Here is a 26953-nt window from a genome sequence, read left to right on the forward strand (position 1 = left end):
TCCCGGCTGTGTTTGCTCAAATCGCCATCGCCAATTGCGGCGTGCGGCGCAGATCGGCATCCAGTTCGCCGTTCCGGATCAGCTTCTGCACATGGGCGATGCGCTTGAACCGCTCACCCTCGAAATCCTCGACTGCGAGACCTGCAGCGCGAAATGTGGAATAGAGCTGTTCGATGCCGCGCCGCGCCGTCCATTGCGGCTTAAACCCGTGCAGGCGGCGGCCGATATAGGCGCAGTCGACGCGATAGCACCGCTTGTCTGGCCCGGCGTCGGGCGCGAACTCCACGCGGCTGCCGGGAACGATCGCCTGGACCAAGGCCGCGATCTCCCGGATCTGATAGTTTTCCGTGGTCAAGCCGACATTGAATGCCTCGTTGTGGATCAAATCGCGCTCGGCTTCGAGGACGGCGGCATAGGCCAGCGCAATGTCCTCCACGTGGACGATCGGACGCCACGGCGACCCGTCGCTTTTGAGGTAGACCAGACCGGTTGTGTAAGCCCAGGCGGTCAGGTTGTTGACCACGAGATCGAAACGGATGCGAGGCGAGAGGCCGTAGGCAGTGGAAGCACGCAGGAATGTCGGACTGAACGATTGATCCGCCATCGGCGCGACCGCTCGCTCCACATTCGCCTTTGAGACGCCGTAAGGCGTAACCGGGTTGAAGGGAGCATCCTCAGTCAGAAAGCTGTCGCCTGCTGCGCCGTAATTGCTGCAAGAGGAGGCGTATAGGAACCGCTGGACACCGGCGGCCTTGGCGAGCTGCGCTAGCCTTACCGAAGCGCCACAGTTGATTTCTTCAGTAAGCAGGGGCCGATAGTCGCCCAAGGGATCGTTTGAAAGTCCGGCGAGATGGATGATCGCGTCGAAGCCGGCGACGTCGTCGACCTCGATGTCACGGATGTCTTTCTCGATCGTCGGCACTTCGGCCAACTTTCCCACAAAGGTGCATGATCGGAAGATGTCGCTGTCTAGACCTGTGACGTCATGGCCGCGTTCAAGCAGCATCGGAGTTAGGACGGAACCGATGTAGCCGAGGTGGCCTGTAACCAGAACTTTCATCAATCAATTCCCATGTTTTCCAGGGCGCTTGCCCGCTGTCCCACAATTTCTGAAGGAGATGCTTCTCCCGGATGGTGTCCATGCATTGCCAGAAGGATTCGTGGCGATATGCCATCAGTTGGCCGTCAGTCGCGAGCCGCTGCATTGGCGCATGCTCGAACATGACATCGTCGCCGTCGATATAGTCCTTGACGCCCGGCTCGAGCACGAAGAAGGCGCCGTTGATCCAACCCTCTGAGGCCTGTGGCTTTTCCGTGAAGTCGACAACGCGATTGCCATCGAATTCGATGTGCCCATAGCGTGCTGGCGGACGCACTGCCGTCATCGTTGCGAGCTTGCCATGCGATTTGTGAAAGGCGATCAGATCATCAAGGTTGACGTCCGAAACGCCGTCGCCCCACGTGAGCATGAACGTCTCGTCGCCCATCCAGTCGATCAGGCGTTTTATGCGGCCGCCCGTCAGCGTATTCAATCCTGTCTCCACAAGGTCGACGGACCAATCGGGGAGCGAGTTTGAGTGGCGCTTGACGTTTCCCGATGCGGCTTCGACAGTCAGGCTGCCATCGAACGCGACATAGTCGCTGAACCAGCGTTTGATGTATTCGCCCTTGTATCCCAACGCGATGGCGAAATCGCGGTGGCCGTAGGCATAGTAATGCATCATGATATGCCAAAGGATCGGCTTTGCTCCGATCTCGACCATTGGTTTCGGCCGGATCTCGGTTTCTTCAGCTAGCCGCGTTCCCAATCCGCCAGCAAGAATTCCTACCTTCATTGTTTTCTCACCCCAACCACTTACCGTTTTTGCTACCATGCGTGGTGGGGCTGGACCACACCGAAGAAGGGATGATCGGAACCATCGATGCGTGACGTCAGGCATACGATTGGCGCTATGCTCGATAGAGCGATGCGTAAGGGGTCTCATCCATTCGACGTAGCCGACTGGCAGGCGTCGGCGGTCATCATTGCACCCCATCCCGACGATGAGACATTGGGGTGTGGGGGGGCGCCAGCAAGAAGTTGAACTCGGGCGCCGACATCCGGTTTATTTTCATTACCGACGGTTCGGCATCCCATTCAAATCGGGTTGATATGGAGGCACTGCGGATCACCCGTGAGGGGCGAAGCGATCGAGGCGGTTTGCCGTTTGGGCGGGTCGGCCGATCGGGTGAGGTTTCTGCGTGTTCCCGACGGCATGGTAAAGCATCATGTTGGCAAGATCGCAGACGCGGTGGCTCAGTTGCTCTTGGCTTGGCAACCACAGAGCGTGTTCGTCACCCACATAAAAGAGCCGCCTGCGGATCACGTCGCCACAAATCTTGGCGTGCGAGGCGCGCTTCAACTGTATGGCCGGCGCGTGACCGTGTTCGAATATCCCGTCTGGTATTGGTGTTAGTGGCCGTGGGTTCGTCTGCACGACGCCGCGCATGGGCTCAATCGCACCGCATTGCGGCAAACGGTCCGGACTCTTGCCGGCTTGCGCGGCGTCAGGATGTTCAACTCCAATGCCTATGTCGGCGACGTTATCGATGTAAAACGTCACGCGCTGGCGGCGCACCGGTCCCAGATGGAGCGGCCGGCGGGACAAGACGACTGGCCTGTCCTGGCGGACATAGGTGGGGGCGATTTTCTGAATCGGTTGATGAGCGATCATGAGATGTTCACGCGCTAAGAGCTTAACGCGTGAACGCCGTCTTCTTGGGGTGCCACTTGCGCGTAAGCGTCCGGCCTGAGCCGTCTCGACGCGATCCATGTCTGGCGCAACGATGCCACCGTTCCATCTGACCGAAAGGCCCGGCAGGTACCCCCGCAATGAGACAATCGGAGTAGCGATTAGCCTGAGGAAGTAGCAGGCGGCCACCGTTGTCGGGCTCGATCCCGGGCGCACAATCTGCCACCCTTGCTGGGAGCGGCTGGCCCGCGTCCCGAGGCGTCACAGAGTGGGGAAGAGCGTGTGAGATCGACGGCCAAGTTCCTCGGCATGTTCTGCGATGCGCGCGTCATAGCCAGAGGAGAGGCCGCCGGCCTCAAGCTGGTTGCGCGGAGCGCCGACCCGAACTTTGTTCGCGGCACGTACGAGCCGCCCATCCAGCAGGCGATCGTGGCCAACCTCGCGCCGGGGGATGCTTTTTTCGACATTGGCGCAAATATCGGGTTCTTCTGTCTCATCGCCGCGCGTCGCGTCGGGCCGCGCGGTCAAGTCTATGCGTTCGAGCCAGTCCCCCGCAACGCCGAAGCTGTCGCAGAAAGTGCGCGGCTCAGCGGGTTCGACACGATACGGGTGTTCGCCGAAGCCGCGGGCGCGACAACCGGCCGTGGCCAGCTTCTGCTTGCCGATCACATCGGCGGCGCGGCGCTTGCCTCGGCGGGAGCGCCGCCGGACATGAGTGGCCGCCTGGAAGTCGGCATAGTCACTATCGACGATGCTATCGCCCGCCGAGGTCTCAGGCCGCCCTCGCTGGTCAAGATCGACGTGGAAGGCGCCGAAATCGACGTCCTGGGCGGCATGACGCAAACGCTGCGTAGGCACCGTCCGAAGGTGATTTACGAGGTCGACGATGCAACGCGCGAGGGGCTCGATCGCAAGGCCCGAAAGATCGCGGAATTCCTGACTGCCGCAGGCTACGCATTGAAATCGTTGCCAGCCTCCTATGACAATCGGGCATGGCAGGTCGAACACGTCTTCGCGCAACCGATGGACACTTGAGAGTTATCTTCGTGGAGCCATCACAGGGATCCCATGCAAGGCACGGCAAGCGCGATCAAGACGGACAAGAGAGGCGGTGCGCGACTTCTGCCGAGCCCGGCGATACGTCATCGATGCCTTGGAAAGTCTCGCACGATTCTCGCGCAGCCAATGACGACGTGAGGAGGTCTTAATTGTTGCACCGTCATGACTGGGCAGCACCTGCTGAACAGGCCGAGTCCGGCGTTGTCGGACCGGAGATTCTCATCGCAGATAGTTTTCAAGACGATCGCACCCGCGGCACGGTGATAGGGACCTTGGCGACAAAGGGAGGGGTCAGGCGAGGACGCGACATCGAACGCCAGATCGCGATCGATCACGGTGCACTTCGTTTCCAGCCACTCGTCAGGCCAGGCTGGGGCCGGCAAGGGATTTCCTACGGTCCCTTTCAACGAGAGGCTGGTCTGGTGTTGTTGGTCTCTATCACCAACGGCCACAACACATCGCAGGGATCGCCACTGCCTGAGGACATCGCCAGGCGAGTCTACCGTTGGCTGCGGGGGCCCGGCATCGACCCATGGCCCGGCCGTCTGGTTTCGTTGATGCGTGCGCCGCGAAAGAGATCCACACTTCGCCGTTTTTGGTGGTGGTTGCTTAGCACGCCCTTGACCTACCGGGGTCCGAATATCAACGAGAACCTCGCTGTCGGGTGGTTCCCCAGCGAGGCGCCGGCCAATCCCGTGGAAGAGGGTTGCGGCTTTGTCGTGCACGCCGCCGAAGGCGAAAATGGCGAGCTGTGGGCTCGTGTAGGAAAGCAATGCCTGAGTGCGTTTCGGCGTCTGAAGAACCTTCATGTCTACTATGTCGTGGCGTTGCGGGAGCAGGGCGCTGTCTATTATGCGGCTGCCGACCAAAGAGCTCATGGGCTCGCTGCTTTTCCGATGATGCGTCCGATTGCGATCGATCCTTTCAACAAGGACGAAAAGCTGTTTGCGGGCGTTCACCAATCGGCGCTAGGCCAGATCGGGTTTCGCGTCGACACACGCGTCCAAGCGGTTCATGTCGGGCGGCTGCCTGAATTTTCCACGAGGTTTAGCACCGCCCACGCTGCCGATGCCCTGGCGGAAGGCTTGCCGGCGCAAACCGCCGCAATCGGGGGCCGGTGGCGATTTTTGCAGGACGCTGGCGACGACCTATCCGTCGTCGATCCTGGTTGCCCTTCAGGATTGATCCATGGGCTGCTGGAAATCAGCGCGGTCTCGGATGTGTGTGGTCTCGTCTGGCGGTTTCGGGACAAGGACAATTTCTGGCTGCTGAAACTCTCGACGCTCGGATGCACTTTGGTCAGCAGGCAATCGGGCAAAGAGACGACGATCGCGACCAATACGGGACACGCCTTGCGCGAGTGTTCCACCCATTCGGTCCAGATTCTCGACTGGGACGGTCAGGTGAGCTGCTTTCTGGATGGGGCTCGTCTTTTCGACCTGCCTGCCGAGGCTGGTTCAGCCGAGGATGCTACCGGGGTAGGTGCATGGACAAGCGCCGACAGTGAGCCGCGTTGGCATAATTTCGAGGCTCATCCTTGCGAAGTTCCCATCCCATTGATGGCGCCTCTGGAGGCATCTTGGAACCAACTCGGAGCAAGCCTGTCCTACGCCGACGATTTTACCGGCACCGCCGGTGAATTGGATCGCCGCACGACGGAGCTCGGCCGTGGACAATGGGCAAGAACACTGGGGACCGGGGTCATCGACGTCGACGGGCTGGGCAGCGCCCGTGTGCGCGCGAGCGTAGACAGACCGAACCCGGGTCGGACATTCTATTCGCTGCCTTGGGATCTACCGGGGTTCAGCGATCTCGAGGTTACAATCGAGCCTCCTGGGGAGCGCCGAGGCCAAGATCAGCGCAGCCGTGCAGGACTGCTCTTCTGGCAAGACAGCGACAACTACGTCTGTGTCACGACTTGGCTCGACGATGTCTACCAGGGGGCTTCGATTTCGGTATTCATCAAGCGGCTCGGCTTTGAGGAACTTTATGACGCGGTTTGGACCAATGTGGCGGACAAGGTGGTTTGGGGAAAATGCTTTCGCATGCGCGCTGCATTCGACGGAAATCGGTTTGCAATCCTGATCGACGACGAACTGGTGATGCAGCGAAGCCTCACCGACATCTATCCCGACGATGCTGCCCTTCAAATTTTGCGGGTCGGGCTCGCCGTCAACTGGGAATGGGGAGATGATACGGGCTCGGTGTTCACCTCGTTCAAGGCCAGGCGCTGAGCGAAAGAGCGGTTTCGCTTTCCGAGCCGTGAACGGTGAGTGGCGATGGCCTTGTCATAAAGGTTCCGGGTCGACTGGGCTATTTTTTCCCACGCATAGAGGTCGGCGACCCGCTCGGCCCCCCGGCGTCCGAGTTTCGCCGCTCGCGCTGGATCTCCAAGAAGGCCGATGATCTGGGTTGCCAGTGCATTCGGGTCGTTCTTCTCAACCAGTACGCCGCCGCCAGTCGCTTCCATGATCTCCGTCATGCCGCCTACACGCGTGGCTACGACAGGAGTGCCATTGGACAGCGCCTCGATCAGGCTCATTCCGAAGGACTCGCTGAGAGAGGGATTTACGACAAGCGATGCTTCGGCATATCGCTCGGCCAATTTCTTGTAGGGCTGCGTGCCGGCGAAACAGACGGTGGGAGCGATCGCCGGCGCTATCATCGCACGTAGCGCGGCGTCGTAGGAACCAAGGTATGCGCTACCGCCGTGGTAGAAGCGAGCGAGATCCCGGACGTCACGGTCCGTGCTCAGGTCAATCAGGAACTCACGAGGAAGAGTTGCCGACGGGCCGACGATCTCGAGGCGGGCTTCAGGACAGGCTGCAACAACGCTCTGCCAGGCTTCGATCAGCGTGTGGATGCCTTTTTCGGATGACACACGGCCGACGAACAAAACCTTTCCCGGTATTCGTGCGACGGCAGTGACGTCCTGGCTCGCGGGCACTCCGTTCGGCAGGACTGCGAAGTTTGTGTCCATTTCAGCAAAGCGCGTGCGCGCCGCGGCCACGACATGCTCAGAGCACCCGACGGCGAGATCGGTGGCGGCGAGCGCTTGTTTCATCGCATTGCGGTCAAGTTCCGCAAGCCAGTCACAATGCATGTGCAACACGATTGCTGCTTGCGGCGCCGCCCGTCGAATGGCCGGCACGTATTGCGGAAAATTCTGGATGTGGACCACGTCGGGCGAGAGACGGCGTATCGTCCGAATGGCCTGGGCGAGATAGTCGAAGGCATAGAGACTTTGTGCGACCAGCGGCGATCGCGGCCAGACACGGCTCCAGAGGCGGGATGCCATGCTCCAGACGCGAGCCGGCGCGCATGTGAGCAGCTCGAAACGGATGCCTTCGATTTCCATCTGGGCCGGCATCCCGCGCAGGCGCCGGGCGACTATGGTCGTGTCGCAATCTGCACCCAGCCGCCTCGCGACTTCATACGTCCAAATACCGATCGAGTTCTGGATTGGGGGCGTGACCGTATCAAAAGGCTGGCTCAGGATTACGATCTTCATCGAGCCCTCAGCCTCAATACAAAATTGCGTGCGTTGAGCAGGTCGGGGCGCACCAGTACGAAGGAAGCTGTCGCATAAACTGCCGCGCCAAGGTGGCGAGCCAGCACCACAAACACGCTGAACATAGCGATCTGTCGGCCCCACGTCTCGACAGCTGACCAACCAGTTCCGCTGACGACCTGTCGGCCGAAAACGTTCATTGAACCGCCTTCTGAGGCTCGCTGGGAAACAGAACCGCATGTCTGGAGCGAAACTCATACGAGTGGATCAATTCCGCTACGATCTGTTGGCCATTCGCCTCGTCCATGTCCAGTTTCGACACGTAAGCGGAAAGCCCGGTGTTGTCTGGCTCCCGTCCCAGCAGCGTCCGATAGAGAAGGGTCACGTACCGCCTATTTCCAAGCCCAACCGGCTGATTCTCAGTCCTGAATTCAACCGAAAGCAACAGCTTCGTCAGTAATGAAAATGTGGATGGATCCTTCTTCATAGCGATGACCTCGCGCCACTGCTCGGTCGGCGACGGCATGCGACGCAAGACCAGACAGTAAGCATATGCAACCTGATTGGCGTGATTGAAGGCAGACTTGTCGAACGCATCGAGCGAACAGGGGTGAAATGTGCCGGCATCGGCAACGGGGGGCACCGACGTCTGATCCGGAGGCGGCGAGCCCTTTGTCGGGACCGGCGGCGAACTGGGTTCTGCGCTGCCGTCCGCAATGACCTTCCTTACGGCATCATACGCCGGCTTTCGCCCGCTCGGCGTCCACAGCCCATGGTCGCGCTTTTTCAGGCGGACGAGGCCCATGAAGGCCTCGTAGCTTGGCGCCCAGTACGGCTCGTCGAGCAGTTCATAGATATGAGCAGCTTCCAATCCATATAGAGACTGATATCTGCGTAGGAGCGTCATGGTCTGGACCAGACCTTCGGCCTGCTGCTTTTCCCCTCGTTGGCTGCCGCCATTGTAGTTGAACTCTGTCAGCCAGATGGGTTGGCCTAATGTCGCCAGGAATTTGAACGCTTCCTCCGGGTCACCCTCGTAAAGATGCCAGACCGAAATATCCCATCGGATACCGTCATGGAGCATGCGGGTGAACGCTGCACGGTGACCCCAGCCAGCCGTCCCCATCGCTTTTCTGATGGTCGGATCCACCGCGATGGTTGCATCCGATAGACCGCGCAGCACCGCGCTCACCTTCGCCCAGCGCGGACTGAAATAATCGGATGTCAGGGTGCCGCCGGCAGGTCCCCAGGAGCAGTTGTACTGTATGCCGCTGTCTTGCATCTCGCAGGGCATCAAGATCGCATAGTTCTCCATCTCGTTGCTAAGCTCCCAGACGCGGATGTCGTTCTTGAAGCGGGAAACGAGTGTCGTTGCGAGATCATGGGCCTGCGCATAGAGGTCATCGACGCTTCCATTGTCGAGGTCCAGTTCGGGCGTGATGACCGGTAGGATCTGGACTCCGCGCTCCTTGCCCGCCTTGACCAGTTCGGCAAGTTTGGTGGCGCTGTCGGCGCTGGAAATGTTGACGCGATACGACTTCATGCCGAGGTCGCGGACGTAGTCGAGCTGCTGTTCGATCGATATTCCGGGGTAAGCGTTGAAGGGGTGGCCATTTACCCCCCAGAGGAGGTCTGCTGGGGCCGAGGCTGCCATGCCTAGCAAACATGCCAGGGTTGTCCACAGACGCCTGGTCGCGGCGACCACCCGTCCAACTGGACTTGGTCGCGATCGATTGGCCTGCCACTGCATTAGCTCGAACTTGCTTGTCTTGCGCCAGATATCATGCGGCTTCACTCCATTCGCTGAACTCTGCCTGACATCCATCCAAGCACGACGATTGAGGATCTGCCGCACTGCCCAATGAGTCTACCATTGCCGCGCCAAGCGGAACCTCAAACATTCGGCGTAAGCGCTCAGGATTTGCCACGCCATTCGGATGAGAGTTGCCGGAAAGCCTTTTGGGCAAACGTCCGGTTATGTCCCAAAGACCAAGATGACCCGGCCGTCTTGGTCATCCAAAGTCGCGGAACTGATGCATGGCGCTGGCGACCGAAACCTGTCGCCCGGACGTGGTTCGTGATGACACGACATTGGACGATTAACGGCCGTTTTCTCGCGCAGCCGACCACCGGAGTTCAGCGCTACGCACGCGAGATCGTTTCGGCGCTGGATGCCCTGATCGTGGGCCAGGCTCCCTTGGCTCGGGATTTGGCCGTCGAGCTGCTGGTTCCGCCGGGGACGCTTGACAAATTGCCCTTGGCCGCAATCTGTGTCCGGACTGTCGGCAGCTTCGGTGGGCATGCGTGGGAACAAGCTGTGCTTCCGGCCTATCTGCGCGGCGGCCTGCTCAGCCTCTGCAATACGGGCCCCCTGACCGTACGCCGGCAGGTCCTGTGCATTCACGATGTCAATACGCGAACGTGCCCGCAGAGCTATTCACTTCCGTTTCGGCTTCTTTACCGTACCTTGGTCCCGGCCCTGGGCAGGACCGCGCTTAGGATTGCAACGGTGTCGCAATACTCCGCAGGCGAACTGACGCGTTATGGCGTGTGCCCGGCGGAAAAGGTCGAGGTAGTAGGCAACGGCCACGAACATGCGCTGCGATGGACCCCGTGTCACTCGCAACAAACCCTGGCAGTCGCCGGTCCTGGCACGATCGTCGTGCTTGGCAGTTCTATCCCGCACAAAAATGTCGGTTTGATCATCGGCATGCACGACCGACTCGCCGCGGCGGGGCTACAGGTTGTTGTCGTCGGCGCATCAACGCCCCGTGTCTTCGGCAGCATCGGCGACAGGACGTCGCCGGACGTCATCTGGCTGGGAAGAAGGTCGGACGCGGAACTCGGCGCACTTCTGCGCGATTCTCTATGTCTCGCGTTCCCCTCCTTGGTTGAGGGGTTCGGACTGCCGCCGCTCGAAGCCATGGCACTAGGATGTCCGGTGGTCATGTCGGATCGTGCCAGTCTGCCCGAAATCGGCGGGGATGCGGTTTTGTACGCATCGCCTTGCGATGAGAATGCGTGGTTCGATTGCTTCATGCGCCTGGTCCACGAAGAAGGCCTCAGAACCAAATTGATCGCACGTGGTCACGCAAGGGCGACCCGATTTCAGTGGGCCGCGTCGGCCCAGCGGTATTTGGACCTGATGGCCAGCGCGGACGGATTGCCAGAAGTGCCGCGTAGGGAAATCGAATGCCGCCCGAATGAGCAGCTTTCGGCCGCAACCAATAGTATTTGAGGTGTTTCGGGCCGAACGGTCGTTTCAGGGCGGCGACACTCTCGTAAGGGTCGGCGCACCGTGGCTCCAAAATGGGATCATTGTGAACCAAGCTGCCAAGAGAAGAGGGCGAGGGCACTTTCGAAGAAATGGTTCTGCAATGCGTCGGGCGCATGGGACTCGCAATGCCGATCGGCACGATAAGCCGTGAACTCTTAGGCCGAGCCGGGTCGCCCTATAGCGCCGGTTCACACTCAAGCTATATCCTTCAGAGTATCCAGCGGCCCTTTCAGTGCAGACCTGGGCTGGATCAACTCTGGCGCAATCAGGAAGGCCTGCGGTACCGTCGGCGGTTCATCGATCAGCTCGAATGCCTTGGTGATCATCGCCTCAACATTCTGCCGCACCATGATTACGGGGAAAGGCAGGAAGGAGCCGAATGGGTCATAGTCGTAGCAACCGACGACGAGTTCGCGAAACATTTCCGCCGGCCGACCCGCCATGAAACGCAGCAGACCTTCCATATTGATTGACGAATTGACGAACAGCGCGCGCGGCAGCTTGCCATGGCGTTGGTAAAACGCCTCGAAGGCACGCAAAGTTATGTCAGGCGAATACCCGGAGGACTGCACACCGTCCTCAGGGTCGGCGCCCAGCAGTGCCTTCTTGGTCGCATGGAAGGCGGCGATGCGTTCGCGGCTGGCGTGGTCGTTGCGGCCGCCAAACAGAAACAGCTCGTCCGGCCGCAGAGGATCATCATTGTCGAAATGGCGGATGATTGCCTCCGTCAGCATCCGCGCGCCCTCATAATTGTCGCTGATGACCGAATGTGCCTTCGCTCCCGGCAGGTCGATGTTGATGTGCCGCAGCCCCGCCGACTCGCAGACCTCGTGCACGCCGTCCGGATCAGTGGCGCCGACGATGAAGAGCTGGTCGATGGAATAGGAGATCAGCGTCTCCGCGGTTCGCCGTTCTTCTTCCGGGTCGCGGCTGGCGCTAACCACGACCGGGCATTGGCCGCGGCTGCGCACATGCCCCTCAAACGTCTGCGCCATGGAGGAGAAGTAGCGATTGTCGTGGACGGGCAGCATCAGCCCGACCAGGCCCGATCGCGAGCGTCGCAAGCCCCGCGCCTGCAGATTGGTGGTGTACTGGTGAACTTCGGCGAGCCCGAGAATTGTTTGCGCCGTACTTTCCTTGATGCGGCGCTTGCGCCAAGTGCCGTTCAGCACGGCGCTCACGGTCGACGGAGAACTGCCCGATAGCACGGACAGGTCATAGATCGTCGCCTTCTTCTTGACCCGCTGATCCATCTGGCCCTCCGGGGCGTCTATTAGAGCGACGTGCGTCCACTTGGACGCACAAAGTACGCTCTAACACTTTGAATCTGCGCATCGTGCTTCCGAATGTCGATTCCGATTTTCGGAAGCACGATGCGATAGAGCAATATCTCGCTTGACGAGAGCTTCTCGATGCATAATACTTTTTGCACCATCGATTGTGCAAGCGGAAATCAGGCGATCGATGGGGAAGTGCCCGTCTTTTTCGGGGAGGTTTCTAAGGGCCGCCTTCGTTCTACGGCTCGAGTGTGTTCCCACTAGGAACGTTATGGGAGGAGTGCAGATGAAAAAGCTCATGATCGCGGCGCTTGCCGCAACCCTTATGCTTGGCGGATCATTCGCTGCGATGGCACAGCAGGCCGGCAAGGTCGGCGTCGTCGTCAAGATCGGCGGCATTCCATGGTTCAACGCAATGGAGGCGGGCATCAAGGAGCGCGGCCAGAAGCTCGGGGTCGACGCATTCATGGTCGGCCCGACCAGCGCCGATCCGGCACTGCAAGTTCGCGCCATCGAGGATCTGATCGCGCAGGGAGTCAAGGTCATCGGCGTCGTGCCGAATGATGCGAAAGTCCTTGAACCAGTCCTGCGGAAGGCCAAGGACGCCGGCGTCATCGTCATCACGCATGAATCGCCTGGCCAGAAGGGCGCCGACTGGGATTTCGAACTCGCGTCCGCGACCGGCTTCGGCGAGGCTCACGCCAAGCTCTTGGCGGAAAAGATGGGCGGCAAGGGTGAGTATGCAGTCTTCGTCGGCTCGCTGACGGTGCCGCTGCACAATGCCTGGGCCGATGCGGCAATCGAATATCTGAAGAAGAACCATCCGGACATGAAGCAGGTCGGCGAACGCTATGGCGTCGCCGAGGATGTGGACAAAAGCCGCAGCACTGCGCTTGACCTGATCTCCGCCAATCCCGGCTTGAAGGGCTTCCTCGCCTTCGGAAGCCAAGGCCCGATCGGCGCGGGCCGCGCAATCGAAGAGCGCCGGAAGGTGGGCGAAATATTCGTGCTCGGGCCATTCTCGCCAGGCCAGGGCCAGAAACTTATCAAAAGCGACGCGATTTCGGGCGGATTCATGTGGAATCCGAAACAGGCGGGCGAGGTTTTCGTCACCCTGGCCGATCATCTGATGAAGGGCAACGAGATCAAGGATGGCGATACGATCGAAGGGCTAGGGACAGTCAAGCCCGACGTCGAAAACCATAACATCATCGTCGATCAGCTGGTCCCGATCAACAAGGATACTGTCGACGATCTCGCAGCGATGGGCCTGTAAGGCCTCCCAAGGCAATGGCAGCCGGGCTGGCGTCGATCCAGCCCGGCTGAGGATGTGTCAACGCGACTGGATCCAGGGTTTCAACTCGATGGCTGATCAGGCACTCGATGGCGACGCTTCACGGCCGCTGCTGTCGCTCCGCAACATCAACATGACGTTTGGCGGCGTGAAGGCGCTTAAGAATGTCAGCTTTGAGGTGCTGCCGGGCGAAGTGCATTGCCTCGCCGGCGAGAACGGCTCCGGCAAGAGCACGCTGATCAAGGTCATTACAGGCGTGTACAAACCCGAGGCGGGCGCCGTGATCGACTACGACGGCCAGAGCTACTCCCATATGTCGCCGGTCACGGCGCAGGCCGGCGGAATTCAGGTCATCTGGCAGGACCTCGCCCTGTTTCCGGAGATGACTGTCGCCGAGAACATCGCGTTCCAGACCGTCATCGGCCGCTGGCCGCGGCTGGTGAACTATGCCGAAATGCGCCGTGTCGCGACCAACGCCTTGAAACGTCTTGGTGTTACCCTCGATGTCGATCGCGCACTCCACCATTTCCCCATCGCACAGCGGCAGATCGTAGCAATCGCGCGCGCCCTCGTCGGCGAGGCGAAGCTCGTCTTCATGGACGAGCCGACGGCGTCGCTCACCCAATCCGAAACCGACTATCTGCTGGACATTGTGCGCAATCTGTCGGCGTCGGGCGTCGCCGTTGTGTTCGTTAGTCATCGACTGGCGGAGGTTCTCGAAATCTCCAGCCGCGTAACCGTGCTGCGCGACGGCGCCCTGGTCGGCGTCTATCCAACCAAAGGTCTGACCCAATCGCGCATCACCGAGCTGATGACTGGCAAGACCTTCGACTATTCCGTCCAGAACCGCGATTTGAGCAGGAGCCCTGTCATGCTTGAGGTTGAGGGGCTGTCGCGGCCCGGCGAATTCGAGGATGTGTCCTTGACGGTCCGGCGCGGCGAGACGCTCGGCATCACCGGGTTGCTTGGGGCAGGGCGCACCGAGCTGGCGCTGACCTTGTTTGGCATGCGCAAGCCGAGATCGGGCTCTGTCGTCCTGGATGGCAAACCCGTTCGCTTCGGCTCCAACCGTGACGCGATCGCCGCCGGCGTCGCCTATCTTTCGGAAGACCGGCTGTCGCTCGGTCTTATTCAGCCCCAGGCAATCGCCGACAACATGGTCATCGCCTCGCTAGACAAGATCCTTTCGGGCGGATTCATTTCGAGCGATCGCAGGCGATCTCTGGTCAATCGCTGGATTAGGGATCTCGGCGTCAGGATCGGAAAGCAGGACGACGCGGTCTCGACCCTGTCGGGGGGAAATCAGCAACGAGTCGCGATTGCAAAATGGCTGGCGACGGATCCGAAGCTGCTTATCCTCGACGCACCGACGGTCGGCGTCGATGTCGGCGCGCGCGCCGGCATTTTCGACATCGTTTCCAAGCTGGCGGACAGCGGCCTGGCTATCATCCTGATCTCGGACGAGGTGCCTGAAGTCTATTTCAACGCCGACCGTGTGCTGCACATGGCTCAGGGGCGAATTGTCGGCGAATATGCGCCTGGCGCTACGACCCTCCAGGCGATCGAGGAGGCGGTCTATGCGTAGGTTTGTCCGCTCCCACGCAACGGAACTGGCCTTGCTCGCCGTTATCGCCGTCATCTGCGTCTTCCTCTCGATTGCGACGGATCGGTTCTTCACGCTTGGCAACGCGTTTGACCTACTGAACACCAGCTCGGTCAACATCATCTTCGCCGTCGGCCTGCTCGTCGTGCTGATTGCCGGCGGTATTGACATCTCCTTCGCCGTTGCTGCCTCCGTTGTGCAATATCTGACGGCGACCGTGCTCGGCTGGATCGGCGGCGGGAATTGGATTGTCGGTCTCATCATCGCTGGCGTATTGGGCGTCGCGTTGGGCTGTATCAACGCCTTCCTGATCCACAGGTTCAGGATCATCTCGATCGTCGCGACGATTTCGACCTTCAACATTTTCTTCGGCTTGCTGATGTTCTTCACAGGCGGCGTGTCGATTTACAATCTGCCGGACTGGCTCACCACCCGCGTCGTGCTGTTCGAGCGCGAGATGGCTGACGGCACCTGGGCGGAGATCACTCTGCCTGTGCTTATTATGGCCATATGCGTGTTCGCTACCTGGGCGTTGATCACGCGCACCACCACTGGTCGCCAGCTCTACGCATTTGGCGACAATCCGGAAGGCGCGCGCCGTTTCGGCATCAATATCGGTGCCATGCAATTTATCGCCTTCGGCTGGCTCGGCCTGATGGCGGGCATAGCCGGTCTCGTCCAAGCGCATTATGCGCAGGAAGTGGTGCCGAACGCCCTTTATGGGCGCGAACTCGACGTCCTGGCAGCCGTAGTCCTTGGCGGCGCGCGGCTCGGTGGCGGCAAAGGCAGCGTGCTCGGCTGCATTCTGGGCGTTCTGTTGGTCTCGATCACCCAGAACGGACTTAATTTGATGGGTGTGTCGCCTTTCGCGTTCAAGATGATCGTCGGCGCCATCATTCTTGCCGCCATCACCCTGTCGAACACCAGCATCGAACGCCTGCTGCCGTTCCTGAAAAGCCGACGGGTGCCTTCATGACGGTTTTGATTGAACGCGCCCGCAATGCCTTCGGCCCCGAACTGGCAGGTCCGCTTGCCGCGTTTGTGGCGGTTATGGTCGTGTTCGGTTTTGCCGCGCCGAACTTTTTTTCTCGTGCCACCTTCGGATCGGTCGCCTTCCAGCTGCCGGAGCTCGGCCTCCTTACACTTGCCATGCTGCTGCCGATCCTGACCGGCGGCCTGAATCTGGCCATCACCTTCACGGCCAACATGGCCGGCCTGACGCTGGCTTGGGTACTGCAAAGCCAGGGGGGCGTCGACGCGGGCATCGGCGCCTTTGTCCTTGGCTCGGTCCTTGCCATTGCGGTCGGGGCACTGAGCGGGCTGATCATGGGGCTCGTCATCGCTTACACCAAGGCTCACCCGATCCTGGTATCGCTGTCGATGATGATCTTCCTGCGCGGTCTCGGTGAATTCCTGACCCGCGGTGGTGACGTGTCCGGCATTCCCGGGTTCCTGGCGCCCATCGGCTACGGTTCGATTTTTGGCATTCCGGTGCCGTTGCTCATTTTCATGGCTTGCGTGTTGATCTGGCATGTCCTGCTGACGCGCATGAAACTAGGCTTCAACACCTACATGATTGGCTCCAACATCGAGGCCACGCGCTATTCCGGTATCAATACGCGCAAGGTTCAGGTTCTCGTCTACACATTGTCCGGCGCGATGTGCGCGGTCGCCGGCATCATCATGCTGGCGCGCTTCAATTCGGTGCGTGTTGGCCACGGCGAGTCCTACCTGCTGATCACCGTGCTTGCCTGCTTTCTTGGCGGGGTCAATCCGTTCGGCGGCTTCGGTCGGGTGATCCCGGTCTTTGTTGCGCTGGTCGTGCTCCAACTTCTGTCCTCGGGACTCAATCTGATGGGCGCAAACCAGCATCTTGCGACGGCGGTCTGGGGCATTTTGATGATCACTGTGATGATCCTGCGCTGGCTTGCCGGACGCCTCAAATTCCTAAACACAAACAGAAGGTGAGTTAGATGCATGGTTTTGGGGTCCACACTTCGATGTGGACGATGAACTGGGACCGGGCCGGCGCGGAGAAGGCGATCGCGGCTTCGGTCAAATACGGGATGGACTTTATCGAGATCGCGCTTCTGAACGCGCCGGCGGTCGATGCCGCGCACACACGCGCCTTGCTCGAAAAGCACAATCTTCCTGCCGTTTGCTCGCTTGGCCTGCCGGAGCGCGCCTGGGCCTCGGTGCGGCCGGATGCCGCCATTGAACATCTCGAAGTGGCCATCGACAAGACTGCGGAAATGGGTGCGCTGGCGCTTTCCGGCGTGATTTTCGGCGGTATCGGCGAACGTACCGGCCTGCCACCGACCGAAAAGGAATACGACAACATCGCGCATGTCCTGACCGTCGCCGCCAAGCACGCCAAGAAGCGCGGCATAGAGCTCGGAATCGAGGCGGTGAACCGCTACGAGAACCATTTGATCAATACCGGCGCGCAGGCCGTCTGGATGGTCGAGAAGGTCGGGGCCGACAACGTCTTTGTTCATCTCGACACTTACCATATGAATATCGAGGAGAAGGGGGCCGCCAATGGCATTCTGGCCGCCCGCGACCACCTGAAATATATCCACCTGTCTGAGAGCGATCGCGGCACGCCAGGCACCGGCAACTGCCCCTGGGACGAGATCTATGCGACGCTGGCGGCGATCGGCTTCAAGGGCGGACTTGCCATGGAAAGCTTCATCAACATGCCGCCGGAAGTCTCCTACGGTCTCTCGGTCTGGCGGCCGGTCGCGAAGGACGAGGCCGAAGTGATGGGCAATGGCTTGCCGTTCCTGCGCAACAAGGCTCGCCAATACGGTCTGATCTGACACAATGTGTGACGGACAGAAGGCGGGCGGCGCGAAGATCGCCGTCCTCGATGTCGGCAAGACGAACATAAAGCTCTCCGCGATGACGTTCGACGGCATGCTCGTGGAGAACCTCTCTGTCCGCAACGAAGTGCGGCCCGGTCCACCTTGGCGGCAGCACGATCTCGAGGGCATTAGCGACTGGCTGTTCGGCTCGCTCGCCACTTTGTGCCGACACCATTCGCTGGAAAAGGTGGTCGGCACCGGACATGGCTCCGCGGGGGTTCTGGTGAACGCAGATCCCGCCGACACTTCCGCTCTGCCGATGATTGACTATGAGCAGGACTTGCCGCCTGCAATTCGCGATGGCTACGCGCCGCTTTCGGGCGATTTCTTCGATCGCGGCAGCTCGATCATGCTGAAGGCCGCCCACCAGGCGCGCCAGCTGTACTGGATGCAGCAGGTTGATCCGAAGCGCGTCGCTCAGGCTCGTTGGTATCTGGGCTTGCCTCAATATTGGGCCTGGCGGCTATCAGGCGTGCCATCGGCCGAAACGACGATCCTCTCGGCGCAATCACATCTATGGAACAACGTGCGCAAGGCGTGGTCGCCCATTGTGGCGAGGCAGGGGTGGACGCGCCTCATGCCACCATTCCATCCGGCCTGGGAGACGTTGGGGCCAATCCGGCAGGATCTGGCGCGCCGGCACGGCATTCCGGAAAAGCTGTCTGTCCTGACCGGCGGCCACGACAGCAGCCTGAACCTTTACCGCTACCAGGCGGCAGGCATGCGCGACGCCTGCGTGATCTCTACCGGAACCTGGATTGTCGGAATGTGCGCGGCGACACCTCTCGACCAACTCGATGAAAATCGCGGAATGGTGCTGAACAGCGACGTGACAGGACGCCCGGTCGGCGGCGTTTTGACCATGGGCGGACGAGAGTTCAGTCATGTGGCAGGGGAGGGGCAAGAAGGAAATGCGGCCGACGCTGCGCTGGTCAGTTTGTTGATTGAGCGGGGCACCTTCGCTTTGCCGTCGTTCGGCGACGATGACGGCCTGTTTCCCGGCAGCGCTGGGCGTGGCCGGTTTGAAGGGCCGCCTGCGGAGACCCCCGCAGAGCGCAAGGCGCTCGCGGTGCTGTATGCCGCGCTGTTGACGACGGAATGTATCGACGCGCTGAACGAAAATGGGCTGGTTGCATTGGATGGCACCTTCCTGCGGGACCCGCTCTACGCCACGTTGATTGCCGCGCTGCGGCCAAACTGCCAAACGGTCTACAACCTCGACTCCTATGGCACTGCTTCGGGCGCGGCCTTACTTGGCGAACATGACGCTCGCGGCACGCCGGCTCCGATCGCGCTCAGCCTGCCGGCCGCCTTTGCCGGCGATCGTGAGGCGCTCGCGGCCTATGCACGGCGATGGCGCGAACTGGCAAACAGACACATTCTTCCGAAGACAAGACCAGCAAAAGGACCTACCGATGACCGATGACAGCGCGCTGCGCCGCGAGATCGTGGATGTTTGCCGCCGGATGAACTCCAGCGGCATAAACCGGGGCAATGCCGGCAACCTGTCGGTGCGCTTTGGCGACGGCTTTCTGATCACGCCCTCGTCGCTATCCTATGAAACGATGACGCCCGAAGACATTGTCGAGATGGGCTTTGACGGCACCTATGTCGGCCGACGGCCCTCCTCGGAATGGCGCTTCCACCGTGACATTTTGAGAGAGCGGCAGGAGATCAACGTTGTTCTGCATTGCCACTCGCTCTACGCCACGACGCTGGCCTGCCATCATAAGACAATCCCGAGCTTCCACTATATGACAGGCGTTGCGGGCGGTACGACCATCCGCTGCGCGGGCTACGCAACCTTTGGCACACAGGCCTTGTCCGACAATGCCTTGGTTGCACTCAAGGACCGCCTCGCCTGCCTGCTCGGCCAGCACGGGCAGATTTCGCTCGGCAAGACGCTGGAAGCGGCGTTGTGGCTGGCGACCGAGGTCGAAACCCTGTCTCGCATGTATGTCCAGGCGCTCACCCTTGGCGAGCCGCCGGTCCTTTCCGACGAGGAGATGGCGCGGGTGATCGAGCAGATGCGGAAGATGAGCTATGGCCAAGCGCCGGATGCGGAGGGAACGAACGATTCGGCGCGGCCGCGCGGCGCTGCGGCCTAGCACTGCTTGAGCAGATTTTAGTGGAGAGAGACCTGCGGCAGCAGATTTGCGGCGAACGATGACGTCCTCGGCGAATGCGGCATAGGTTCGGGCTAAATCCGCGCCGCCACTGCCGCCGTGTCCGCGCGTGTCCGGCATAATTAGCCGCAGACCGGTCGGCGAGGGACGTTGATTGCCTGGTGGTCCATGAGCCCGCGATGCATGAAGACGATCGGGTCGCCGGGCCTACGTCAGCATAGGCCAGTCTGTGCTGGGCATGGCTTCTCATTGCTCGCAGTCGGGGAGAGGCTGATCGCTGACGTCAACAAGGCCTACGGACGATCAGTTGCAAATTCCTCCTTTCCTTCAAGTCGCCGGCCTCGCTGGGATCTGCTCGGCATCGATTGCGCGATATGCCACCCGGCTACGCTGGCATGCCGGTCGCTGGCGTTTGTCGCGGGCGGGCCAACCTCGCGGTTCTAGCCCTATTGGTGGCGTCATCCGGAGCAAGTGTGCAGGCCTCAGCGTGCCGCCGCCCTCAAGATCCGGCGTTGGCCGCTGATTCAAACGTCGAACCCGCTCAATTCCACGTTGGTTCGAACGCTGCGAACCACGCTCACCTGTCATGTTAAGAGATCGAACGGACGAGGTCCTCAATTGAACTCTTTAAGGACACCAGCCAAGATGAGCGGCATCTACGACAGCATCCTCGATACGATTGGCAACACCCCGGTCGTTCGCCTTTCCCGCATTAACGATGGCGCCGCTTCGCTCTACGCCAAGATCGAGGCGTTCAATCCCGGCGGCTCGGTCAAGGACCGGCTTGCAGCCGCGGTCATCGAGGAAGCGGAGCGTTCCGGCGCACTCCAGCCCGGTCAGACGGTGATCGAGGCGACCAGCGGCAATACCGGCATAGGGCTCGCCATGGTTTGCGCCAGGAAAGGCTATCCACTCGTCATCGTCATGCCGGAAAATGCCAGCCTCGAGCGCCGCAAGCTGATGCGTTTCTTCGGTGCCAAAGTCGTGCTGACGCCTGCCGTCGAGCGCGGCAGCGGCATGCTCGCCAAGGCGATCGAGATTGCCGAAACGCATGGCTGGTTTCTCTGCCGGCAATTCGAGACGCCCGTCAACGCCGATATCCACGCCCGCACGACCGCACGAGAAATCCTCACCGCGTTCCGCGATCGCCCGCTCGACTACTGGGTCACCGGCACCGGGACCGGCGGGACGCTCGCCGGTGTGGCCAGGGTGCTCAAACGCGAGCGGCCGGAAACGCGGATCATCGTCTGTGAACCCGACAATTCGGCGTTGCTGTCTAGCGGCATTTCCCAGAGCTTCGATGAACGCGGACTGCCGACACGTACGCATACACGCTTCCGGCCGCACCCGATCCAGGGGTGGAGCCCGGATTTCATCCCGCAGATCGTCGGCAATGCATTGACCGACGATCTCGTGGACGAGATCCTGCCCGTTTCCGGCGACAGTGCGCTAGAGGCCGCGCGCAGACTTGCGACGGAAGAGGGCATACTGAGCGGCATCTCCGGCGGGGCAACCCTGGCGGGCGCACTGGAAATCGCTCGGCGCGCCGGCCAGGGCCAGAATGTCCTGTGCATGCTGCCTGATACCGGGGAGCGCTATCTGAGCACGATCCTCTTCGACCACATCCGCGAGGAGATGTCGCCGGCCGAGGAAGCGATTTCTCGCTCGACGCCCGGCTATCGCTTCGACCGGCCGCCCTCGTTCGCTCTTTCGTCATCGCCGGCTGGTGAAATCCGTATCAGCCAGTCGGCTCAATTCTTCGTCGACGAAGCGATCCACGATCCGGAGCATCGGGTCGTCATGTTTGCTCTAACCTGGTGCGAGTTCTGCTGGACGGTGAGAAAGCTCTTCGAGGCTGCCGGCATAGCCTATCGATCCATCGATATCGATACTCCGGAATTTCAGAAGAATGGCATGGATGGTGAAGTCCGCAAGGCCCTGAGAGCCCGGATCGGTTCACCCACCATCCCGCAGGTCTTCGTCGGCGGAGAGCATGTCGGCGGCTGCACAGATACGCTTGCGGCATGGCGGGACGGTTCGCTGGCCGCCCGTCTGGCGTTCGTCGGCGCAAGCTACACACCCGGCGCATGCGCAAATCCGGAAAGCCTGCTGCCCCAATGGGTGCAGGCCAAGGCATAAAGCGGGCGGTATCTTGACCTTGCTCTGGAGTCTCCGGCGCGCGTTTGCGGTAATTTCCGGGTGCTGATGCGACCGCACGGCAGGCCGCGCTGGGCCTAAAGCGCGTCGCGTCGAAACGGATTCAGCCGACGCGCTTTAAGTCTTTGTTTTTATGCATGTCGTTGTCCCAAAACCGCTGCGCACTTTTGGGCGACATGCATTAGAAGAAACGAAAACGCTCGGGTGGCGGCACGCTATCGATACATTCCAATGCCAATCTGGTGCGAGATTGGGATAGCAGCGTGTCGCTCGAAATTCACGTTCTCGGAGACCTGACCGTCCTTCGCCATGGCGAGGTTGTCGCCTTGCCGCCTTCGAAAAAGACGCGCGCGCTTCTAGCCTATCTTGCGCTTGTCGAACGGCCGCAGCGGCGCGAGCGCCTTTGCGAGATGTTCTGGGAGGTACCCGACGATCCTCGCGGCGCGCTGCGCTGGAGCCTCTCGAAGATAAGGCAGATCGTCGATGCCGAAGACGGCGGCGTCCTGGAAGCCGACCGGAATGCTGTGCGCCTGAACAGCAACAAAATCGTGCTGGACATCGCACCGCTCCGGGGCCTCGACATTCGCGACATAGCAGCTTTCGAAACGGCAAGACTGGAGGGCCTCGCCGGGGCTTTCAGAGGACGCGTCCTTGGCGACCTATCGCTGCCGCGCTGTCCGGAATTCGAGGCTTGGCGGGTTGCGATCGCCGACGAGCTGCACGTGACGCATCTGCGCATCCTGCGGGTACTCGTCGATCGGTTGGCGGATGAGCCTGCGCGTGCGCTTCCGTATGCTCATGTCTTGCACGGGTTGGAGCCCGAGGACGAAGCTCTTCGTGCTGATATTCGTCGGCTGGGCGAAGCAGCGCGGCAATCGGCCATGATCCAGAGCCGCACTTCGAGAAACGAAACGGTCGCCGCTCCCGGCCCAGATTCGATGAGTCCGAGCGAGCTTGCGGCAGAAACACCGCTCGCCGCTTCGCCGAAGCGGGCTCTTTCGCAAGAGATTCGCAGGTGCACGACTCCAGACGGCGTGGGGCTGGCCTATGCCTTGAGTGGCCAGGGGCTGCCTTTGGTCAGAGCTGCCCATTGGATGTCCCATCTTGAGCTCGACTGGGACAGTCCGGTCTGGAAGCACTGGATTGAGGGCCTTTCCACAAATTACCAGGTGATGCGCTATGACCAGCGCGGCAATGGTCTGTCGGACCGGTACCCCGCCGATCTTTCTTTCGACGCAATGCTTGCCGACCTGGAGAGCATCATAGACGCGGCCGGTCTGCGACGCGTCTTCCTGCTCGGAATTTCCCAAGGATGCGCTGTTTCGATCGCCTACGCCGTCCGGCATCCCGAACGCGTGGCGGGAATGGTGCTCTATGGCGGATTTGCCAAGGGCTGGCGCAAACGGGGCAATCAGCGGGAAATTGCGCGCCGTGAGGCGATGGGAGCGCTGATGCGGGAAGGCTGGGGGCAGGACGACCCGGTCTTCCGCCAGATGTTCACTTCCCTCTTCATCCCGGAAGGAACGCCGGAGCAAAGGAACTGGTACAACGAGCTGCAGCGCAACACTGCTGCACCCGAGATCGCTCATCGCATCTTCGAGGAGGGCGCCGTCATCGACGTCGAAGAGCTGTTGCCCCGGATCCGGGTTCCAACGTTGGTGATGCATGCCACCGAGGACGCGGTCATTCCGTTCGATCATGGGCAGGCGATAGCGGGTAAAATCCCCGGTGCGCGCTTCGTAGCCTTGGAAAGTGCCAACCACGTGCTGCTCGCTCACGAACCGGCATTCGCGACCTTTCTCGACGAAACGCGTCGTTTCCTCGCGGACCCGGAGCAAACGCAGCAATTGGCTGGCCCACAGGCGTCATTGGGCATCAACCGCTCTCGGCAGAACATAACCGTGTTGGCGGCGGAAGTGGTCAGTCCCATGCACGTCTTCGAAGCGGCCGATCCGGAAGCGGCGATCCGCGAGCTCCAGCCTGTCGAGGATGAGGTGATCCAGGTCATAGAGTCCCACGGCGGCGTCATCACCTCTGCTGCCAACGGTACGATCACCGCAGCATTTGGTCTCGCCCGCGCCACCGAGGATCACGCTTATCTTGCCTGCCGCGCCGCGCTCGCGGCCAAGCTCGCGGTGGAGGAGCTTTCCCAGGGCGGTGCCAGGTTGAGGGCCGGGATAGATACCGGCGAGGTGATCGTACGACAGCAATGGACGAACGAAAGCAGCAAGGTGGAACTAGCCGGAGCCGCGCCACGCGCCGCCAACTGGGTGATGCGTGCTTTGCGCCGTCCGACGATCGCTGCAACAGCCCGGGCGTGCGCGGCCGCGGGAGGATACGTGCAGATGCACCGCCTCGCGCAGTCGGAGCACCCGCAACTTGGCGGCGACGAACGCGCCTATGAGCTGTTGGGCGAAAACCACGCTCTGTCTCGCTGGCACCTGAGAGCCAACCGCGGCCTTACCGGCCTCGTGGCTCGCGGGCTTGAGCTTAAGACACTTCTTGCGACCTGGCGGCGCGTCAGGGAGGGACATGGACAAGTCGTCGGCATCGTCGCCGATCCCGGATTGGGTAAGTCCAGGCTTGCGCACGAATTCCTGTCGCTCGACGAGGTTGCAGGTTTCACCGTCCTTGAAAGCGGGGGATCAGAGTTCGATTCGACCGTGGCGCTCGGGGTGGTGAAAAAGCTGTTGCTTTCCGCTTGCGGCATTCGCAGCGAGAACACGTTGGGCGAAGCCCAGCGCCGGTTTGCCCGCAGGCACGCCGAGCTGCGCCTGGACCCCCGCCACACGGCGCCGCTTTCCTTCCTGGCGGATCTGCCCGTGGATGATTATTGGCGGAATCTCGATGCAAGGGAGCGGACCGCGCGGGTGTCGGAGGCGATGAACGCTTTTCTCGTCGCGATGAGCCGCGCCTCGCCCATGGCCCTCCTCGTGGAGGATTTGCATTGGATCGATGTCGAGAGCGAAGCCGTCCTGAACCGGCTTGTCGACTTTATCGGCGCCAATCGCATCATGCTGGTTGCCACGCACAGGTCATCATATCGGCACGACTGGGCTCAACGCGGCTATTTCCAGCAGATCAGGCTGGAACGGTTCGTGCGAGATGATGTGGAGGAGTTCCTTACCGAACTGCTGGGCTCCGAGTCCGGCCTGGAAGAACTGCGCAACTCGCTTGTCGAACGGGCCGAAGGAACGCCGCTTTTCCTGGAGGAGATGGTTCGCGCCCTGGTCGCCAACGGTGTTCTCGCCGGTCAACCGGGCCGCTACGAGCTCAAAAAGCCGGCAGATTCCGTGACCATCCCGTCCACGGTTCAATCGCTTATCGCCGCGCGCATCCAGCAACTCGGCGAGGCGGAAAAGCAAATCCTCCAGCTCGCATCGGTGATCGGCAAGAATGTTCCCTATCCTTTACTGTGGGCCCTTTCCCCGCTGACGGAGACGGAGCTTGAGGCGTGCCTGGCCAGGCTGCAGGCTCTGGAATTCCTGTTCGAGGTGCAGAGCTATCCTCACGTGGAATATACCTTCAAACACGCATTGACGCTCACGGTGACCTACGAATCGCTGTTAGCGGAGGACCGGAAAAGGCTGCATCGGGCCGCATTGGTTGCAATGGAGAGACTTTATGCCGGATCGCTGAACCACCATGTCGAGGAACTGGCCGAGCATGCGCTTCGCGCCGAGGCATGGGAGCCGGCAGCGCGCTACCTGCTGCAGGCGGTTGGCCGGGCCGAGGAACGCTCCGCCTATGCCGCTGCCGTCCAATTTCTCGAAAACGCGCTCAAGGCGGTCGCCGCATTGCCCCGTAGCGTGGAGACGCTCGCCCAGGCAATAGACCTGCGGGTGCGGATGCGACCTGCCTATGGCGCCCTGGGTGCTTACCGGAAGGCGCTGCCGCGACTGCTTGAAGCGCGCGACTTGGCCATGGAGCTGGGCGATCCGCAACTCATCTCTGACGTGTTGCTTCACCTGAGCTATCTCAACAGCTCCCATGGCCGCTACGACGAGGCACTGGAACCGGCCCAGACGCTCAACCGCAACGCGCTTGCCAATGGCGTGCAGCGCTGCATCAGCGAGTCGGATCTGGCCGCTTCGCAAGCGCTTCTGCTGCGCAGTGAGGCGCGGCAGGCGCTGGAGCGCCTCCTTCCGCATGAAGAGAATTTCACCGGAGCCTGGCGCTCCGAGCGTTTCGGACAGCTCGGCACGCGCGCGGTCTGGTTTTTTGGGCATCGCGCGCAGGCGGAAGCTCGCCTGGGTCGGTTCGAGCGTGCAGAGCGCTCTCTTGCCGAGCTGCAGAAGGTTGCCGCCGAAGTGGCGCGTCCGATCGATAGCTGCGCGGCCGCATATTTCACCGGCGTGGTGGGTGTCCTGCGTGGGCCCACGCCGGCGCTTGTCGCTGCACTGCAGGCGTGTTCTTCCGAAGCTCAGACCAGCGGGTCCAACCTGCTCCGGCCATGGCTGTTGACGATGCTCGGGCATGCCGAATTCCTGCTCGGCCGCGTTGGTGTAGCGGGCGTTACTCTGGAAAAAGCGGTGACCGAGGCAAAGCGGCTTGATCTGCCGCAGTTCGAATGTCATGCCCGGGCCGTCCTGGCATGCATCCACACACGCCGCGGCGAGCCGGAAGCGGCAGCCAATATAAGCCATGCGCTGGAGCTTGCGCGAGGACGCGGCGATCCGTGGAGCGAGATCATCGTGTTGCGCGCTCTTGCGGAACTGAAGCCGTCCAAGTCGGCCATCGCCTGGCTTGAACAGGCCTGCAGTCTCGCCCGGCGCACCGAATTGCGACCCGAACTGGCCCGCTCCTTGCGGGCCCTCGGGTTGGCGCAGCGGCGCGGCAAAATCGCCGGCGCAGAGGCCACTCTCGCCGAAGCGGGTAAGCTTTACGCCGAAATGCAGTTGCGGGAGGAATTTTCCGGGAACGTGGAACCAGCCGAAAGCATCCCGCCCGATCGCGTTCCGACGGCGATGGCGATGTAGTCCGGCAGAGCCGCGATCGCATCTAGGACCTGCTCCCGGTTGGCCTCCTCAAGCTCGAACGCGGCGGGGGC

18 protein-coding genes are annotated in these 26953 nt (G+C 61.2%); 13 read left to right on the forward strand and 5 right to left on the reverse strand.

Annotated elements, in window-relative coordinates; all coding sequences use genetic code 11:
* Positions 1-16: 16 nt before the first annotated feature.
* Together EJ066_RS17470 and rfbF are read right to left on the reverse strand one after the other, a co-directional pair.
* Positions 17-1060, reverse strand: a complete 1044-nt coding sequence (locus EJ066_RS17470) for an SDR family oxidoreductase (protein ID WP_126040044.1) — start codon at positions 1058-1060, stop codon at positions 17-19.
* On the reverse strand, positions 996-1835 hold the full coding sequence (gene rfbF / locus EJ066_RS17475) for a glucose-1-phosphate cytidylyltransferase (RefSeq protein WP_126040046.1): 840 nt from the start codon (positions 1833-1835) through the stop codon (positions 996-998). The genes EJ066_RS17470 and rfbF overlap by 65 nt, the downstream gene beginning before the upstream one ends.
* A 393-nt stretch (positions 1836-2228) precedes the next feature.
* Between rfbF and EJ066_RS32100 the strand changes: the two genes are divergently transcribed.
* The 3 genes from EJ066_RS32100 (at position 2229) to EJ066_RS17490 (ending at position 6025) form a co-directional block, all read left to right on the forward strand.
* Complete coding sequence (locus tag EJ066_RS32100; RefSeq protein ID WP_348629327.1) at positions 2229-2456, forward strand: hypothetical protein; 228 nt, start codon at positions 2229-2231, stop codon at positions 2454-2456.
* Positions 2457-3014: 558 nt separating this feature from the next.
* A complete protein-coding gene (locus tag EJ066_RS17485; RefSeq protein WP_126040048.1) occupies positions 3015-3767 on the forward strand; it encodes an FkbM family methyltransferase in 753 nt (250 codons plus the stop codon).
* 173 nt (positions 3768-3940) lie between these two features.
* The gene (locus tag EJ066_RS17490) at positions 3941-6025 is read left to right on the forward strand and encodes an oxidoreductase (RefSeq protein ID WP_245454926.1); all 2085 of its coding nucleotides are present in this window, start codon (positions 3941-3943) and stop codon (positions 6023-6025) included.
* Here EJ066_RS17490 and EJ066_RS17495 read toward each other — a convergent pair.
* Entirely contained in the window at positions 5938-7302 is a 1365-nt protein-coding gene (locus EJ066_RS17495; RefSeq protein ID WP_126040050.1) for a glycosyltransferase family 4 protein, read from the reverse strand. The genes EJ066_RS17490 and EJ066_RS17495 overlap by 88 nt on opposite strands.
* 196 nt (positions 7303-7498) lie before the next feature.
* Positions 7499-8956: a DUF4214 domain-containing protein gene (locus EJ066_RS17505; protein WP_245454927.1), complete on the reverse strand. Its 1458-nt coding sequence runs from the start codon at positions 8954-8956 to the stop codon at positions 7499-7501.
* Positions 8957-9382: 426 nt separating this feature from the next.
* On the opposite strand from EJ066_RS17505, the gene EJ066_RS17510 reads away from it, so the two are divergent.
* Positions 9383-10540 carry a glycosyltransferase family 1 protein gene (locus EJ066_RS17510; RefSeq protein WP_126043934.1) on the forward strand — a complete coding sequence of 386 codons (1158 nt, stop codon included), beginning with the start codon at positions 9383-9385 and terminating at the stop codon, positions 10538-10540.
* 233 nt (positions 10541-10773) lie between these two features.
* On the opposite strand, the gene EJ066_RS17515 is transcribed toward EJ066_RS17510, so the two are convergent.
* Entirely contained in the window at positions 10774-11832 is a 1059-nt protein-coding gene (locus EJ066_RS17515) for a LacI family DNA-binding transcriptional regulator (RefSeq protein ID WP_126040055.1), read from the reverse strand.
* 310 nt (positions 11833-12142) lie between these two features.
* On the opposite strand from EJ066_RS17515, the gene EJ066_RS17520 reads away from it, so the two are divergent.
* From EJ066_RS17520 to EJ066_RS17560, 9 genes are all read left to right on the forward strand, one after another.
* A complete protein-coding gene (locus tag EJ066_RS17520; RefSeq protein ID WP_126040058.1) occupies positions 12143-13132 on the forward strand; it encodes an autoinducer 2 ABC transporter substrate-binding protein in 990 nt (329 codons plus the stop codon).
* 88 nt (positions 13133-13220) lie between these two features.
* Complete coding sequence (locus EJ066_RS17525; RefSeq protein WP_126040060.1) at positions 13221-14735, forward strand: sugar ABC transporter ATP-binding protein; 1515 nt, start codon at positions 13221-13223, stop codon at positions 14733-14735.
* Positions 14728-15729 carry an ABC transporter permease gene (locus EJ066_RS17530; protein WP_126040062.1) on the forward strand — a complete coding sequence of 334 codons (1002 nt, stop codon included), beginning with the start codon at positions 14728-14730 and terminating at the stop codon, positions 15727-15729. Before EJ066_RS17525 ends, EJ066_RS17530 begins: the two co-directional genes overlap by 8 nt.
* The gene (locus EJ066_RS17535; protein WP_126040064.1) at positions 15726-16721 is read left to right on the forward strand and encodes an ABC transporter permease; all 996 of its coding nucleotides are present in this window, start codon (positions 15726-15728) and stop codon (positions 16719-16721) included. The genes EJ066_RS17530 and EJ066_RS17535 overlap by 4 nt, the downstream gene beginning before the upstream one ends.
* A 5-nt stretch (positions 16722-16726) precedes the next feature.
* Positions 16727-17575, forward strand: a complete 849-nt coding sequence (locus EJ066_RS17540; protein ID WP_126040066.1) for a sugar phosphate isomerase/epimerase family protein — start codon at positions 16727-16729, stop codon at positions 17573-17575.
* Positions 17576-17579: 4 nt separating this feature from the next.
* Positions 17580-19046 carry an FGGY family carbohydrate kinase gene (locus EJ066_RS17545; protein WP_126040068.1) on the forward strand — a complete coding sequence of 489 codons (1467 nt, stop codon included), beginning with the start codon at positions 17580-17582 and terminating at the stop codon, positions 19044-19046.
* Positions 19036-19728 (forward strand): class II aldolase/adducin family protein, encoded by a 693-nt coding sequence (locus EJ066_RS17550; protein WP_126040070.1) that lies wholly within the window; start codon positions 19036-19038, stop codon positions 19726-19728. The genes EJ066_RS17545 and EJ066_RS17550 overlap by 11 nt, the downstream gene beginning before the upstream one ends.
* Positions 19729-20391: 663 nt before the next feature.
* Positions 20392-21885 (forward strand): cysteine synthase A, encoded by a 1494-nt coding sequence (gene cysK / locus EJ066_RS17555; protein ID WP_126040072.1) that lies wholly within the window; start codon positions 20392-20394, stop codon positions 21883-21885.
* Positions 21886-22166: 281 nt separating this feature from the next.
* On the forward strand, positions 22167-26882 hold the full coding sequence (locus EJ066_RS17560) for an alpha/beta fold hydrolase (RefSeq protein ID WP_126040074.1): 4716 nt from the start codon (positions 22167-22169) through the stop codon (positions 26880-26882).
* The last annotated feature ends 71 nt before the right edge of the window (positions 26883-26953 follow it).

Source organism: Mesorhizobium sp. M9A.F.Ca.ET.002.03.1.2 (assembly GCF_003952365.1).
In the GTDB taxonomy this organism is placed as follows: Bacteria; Pseudomonadota; Alphaproteobacteria; order Rhizobiales; family Rhizobiaceae; genus Mesorhizobium.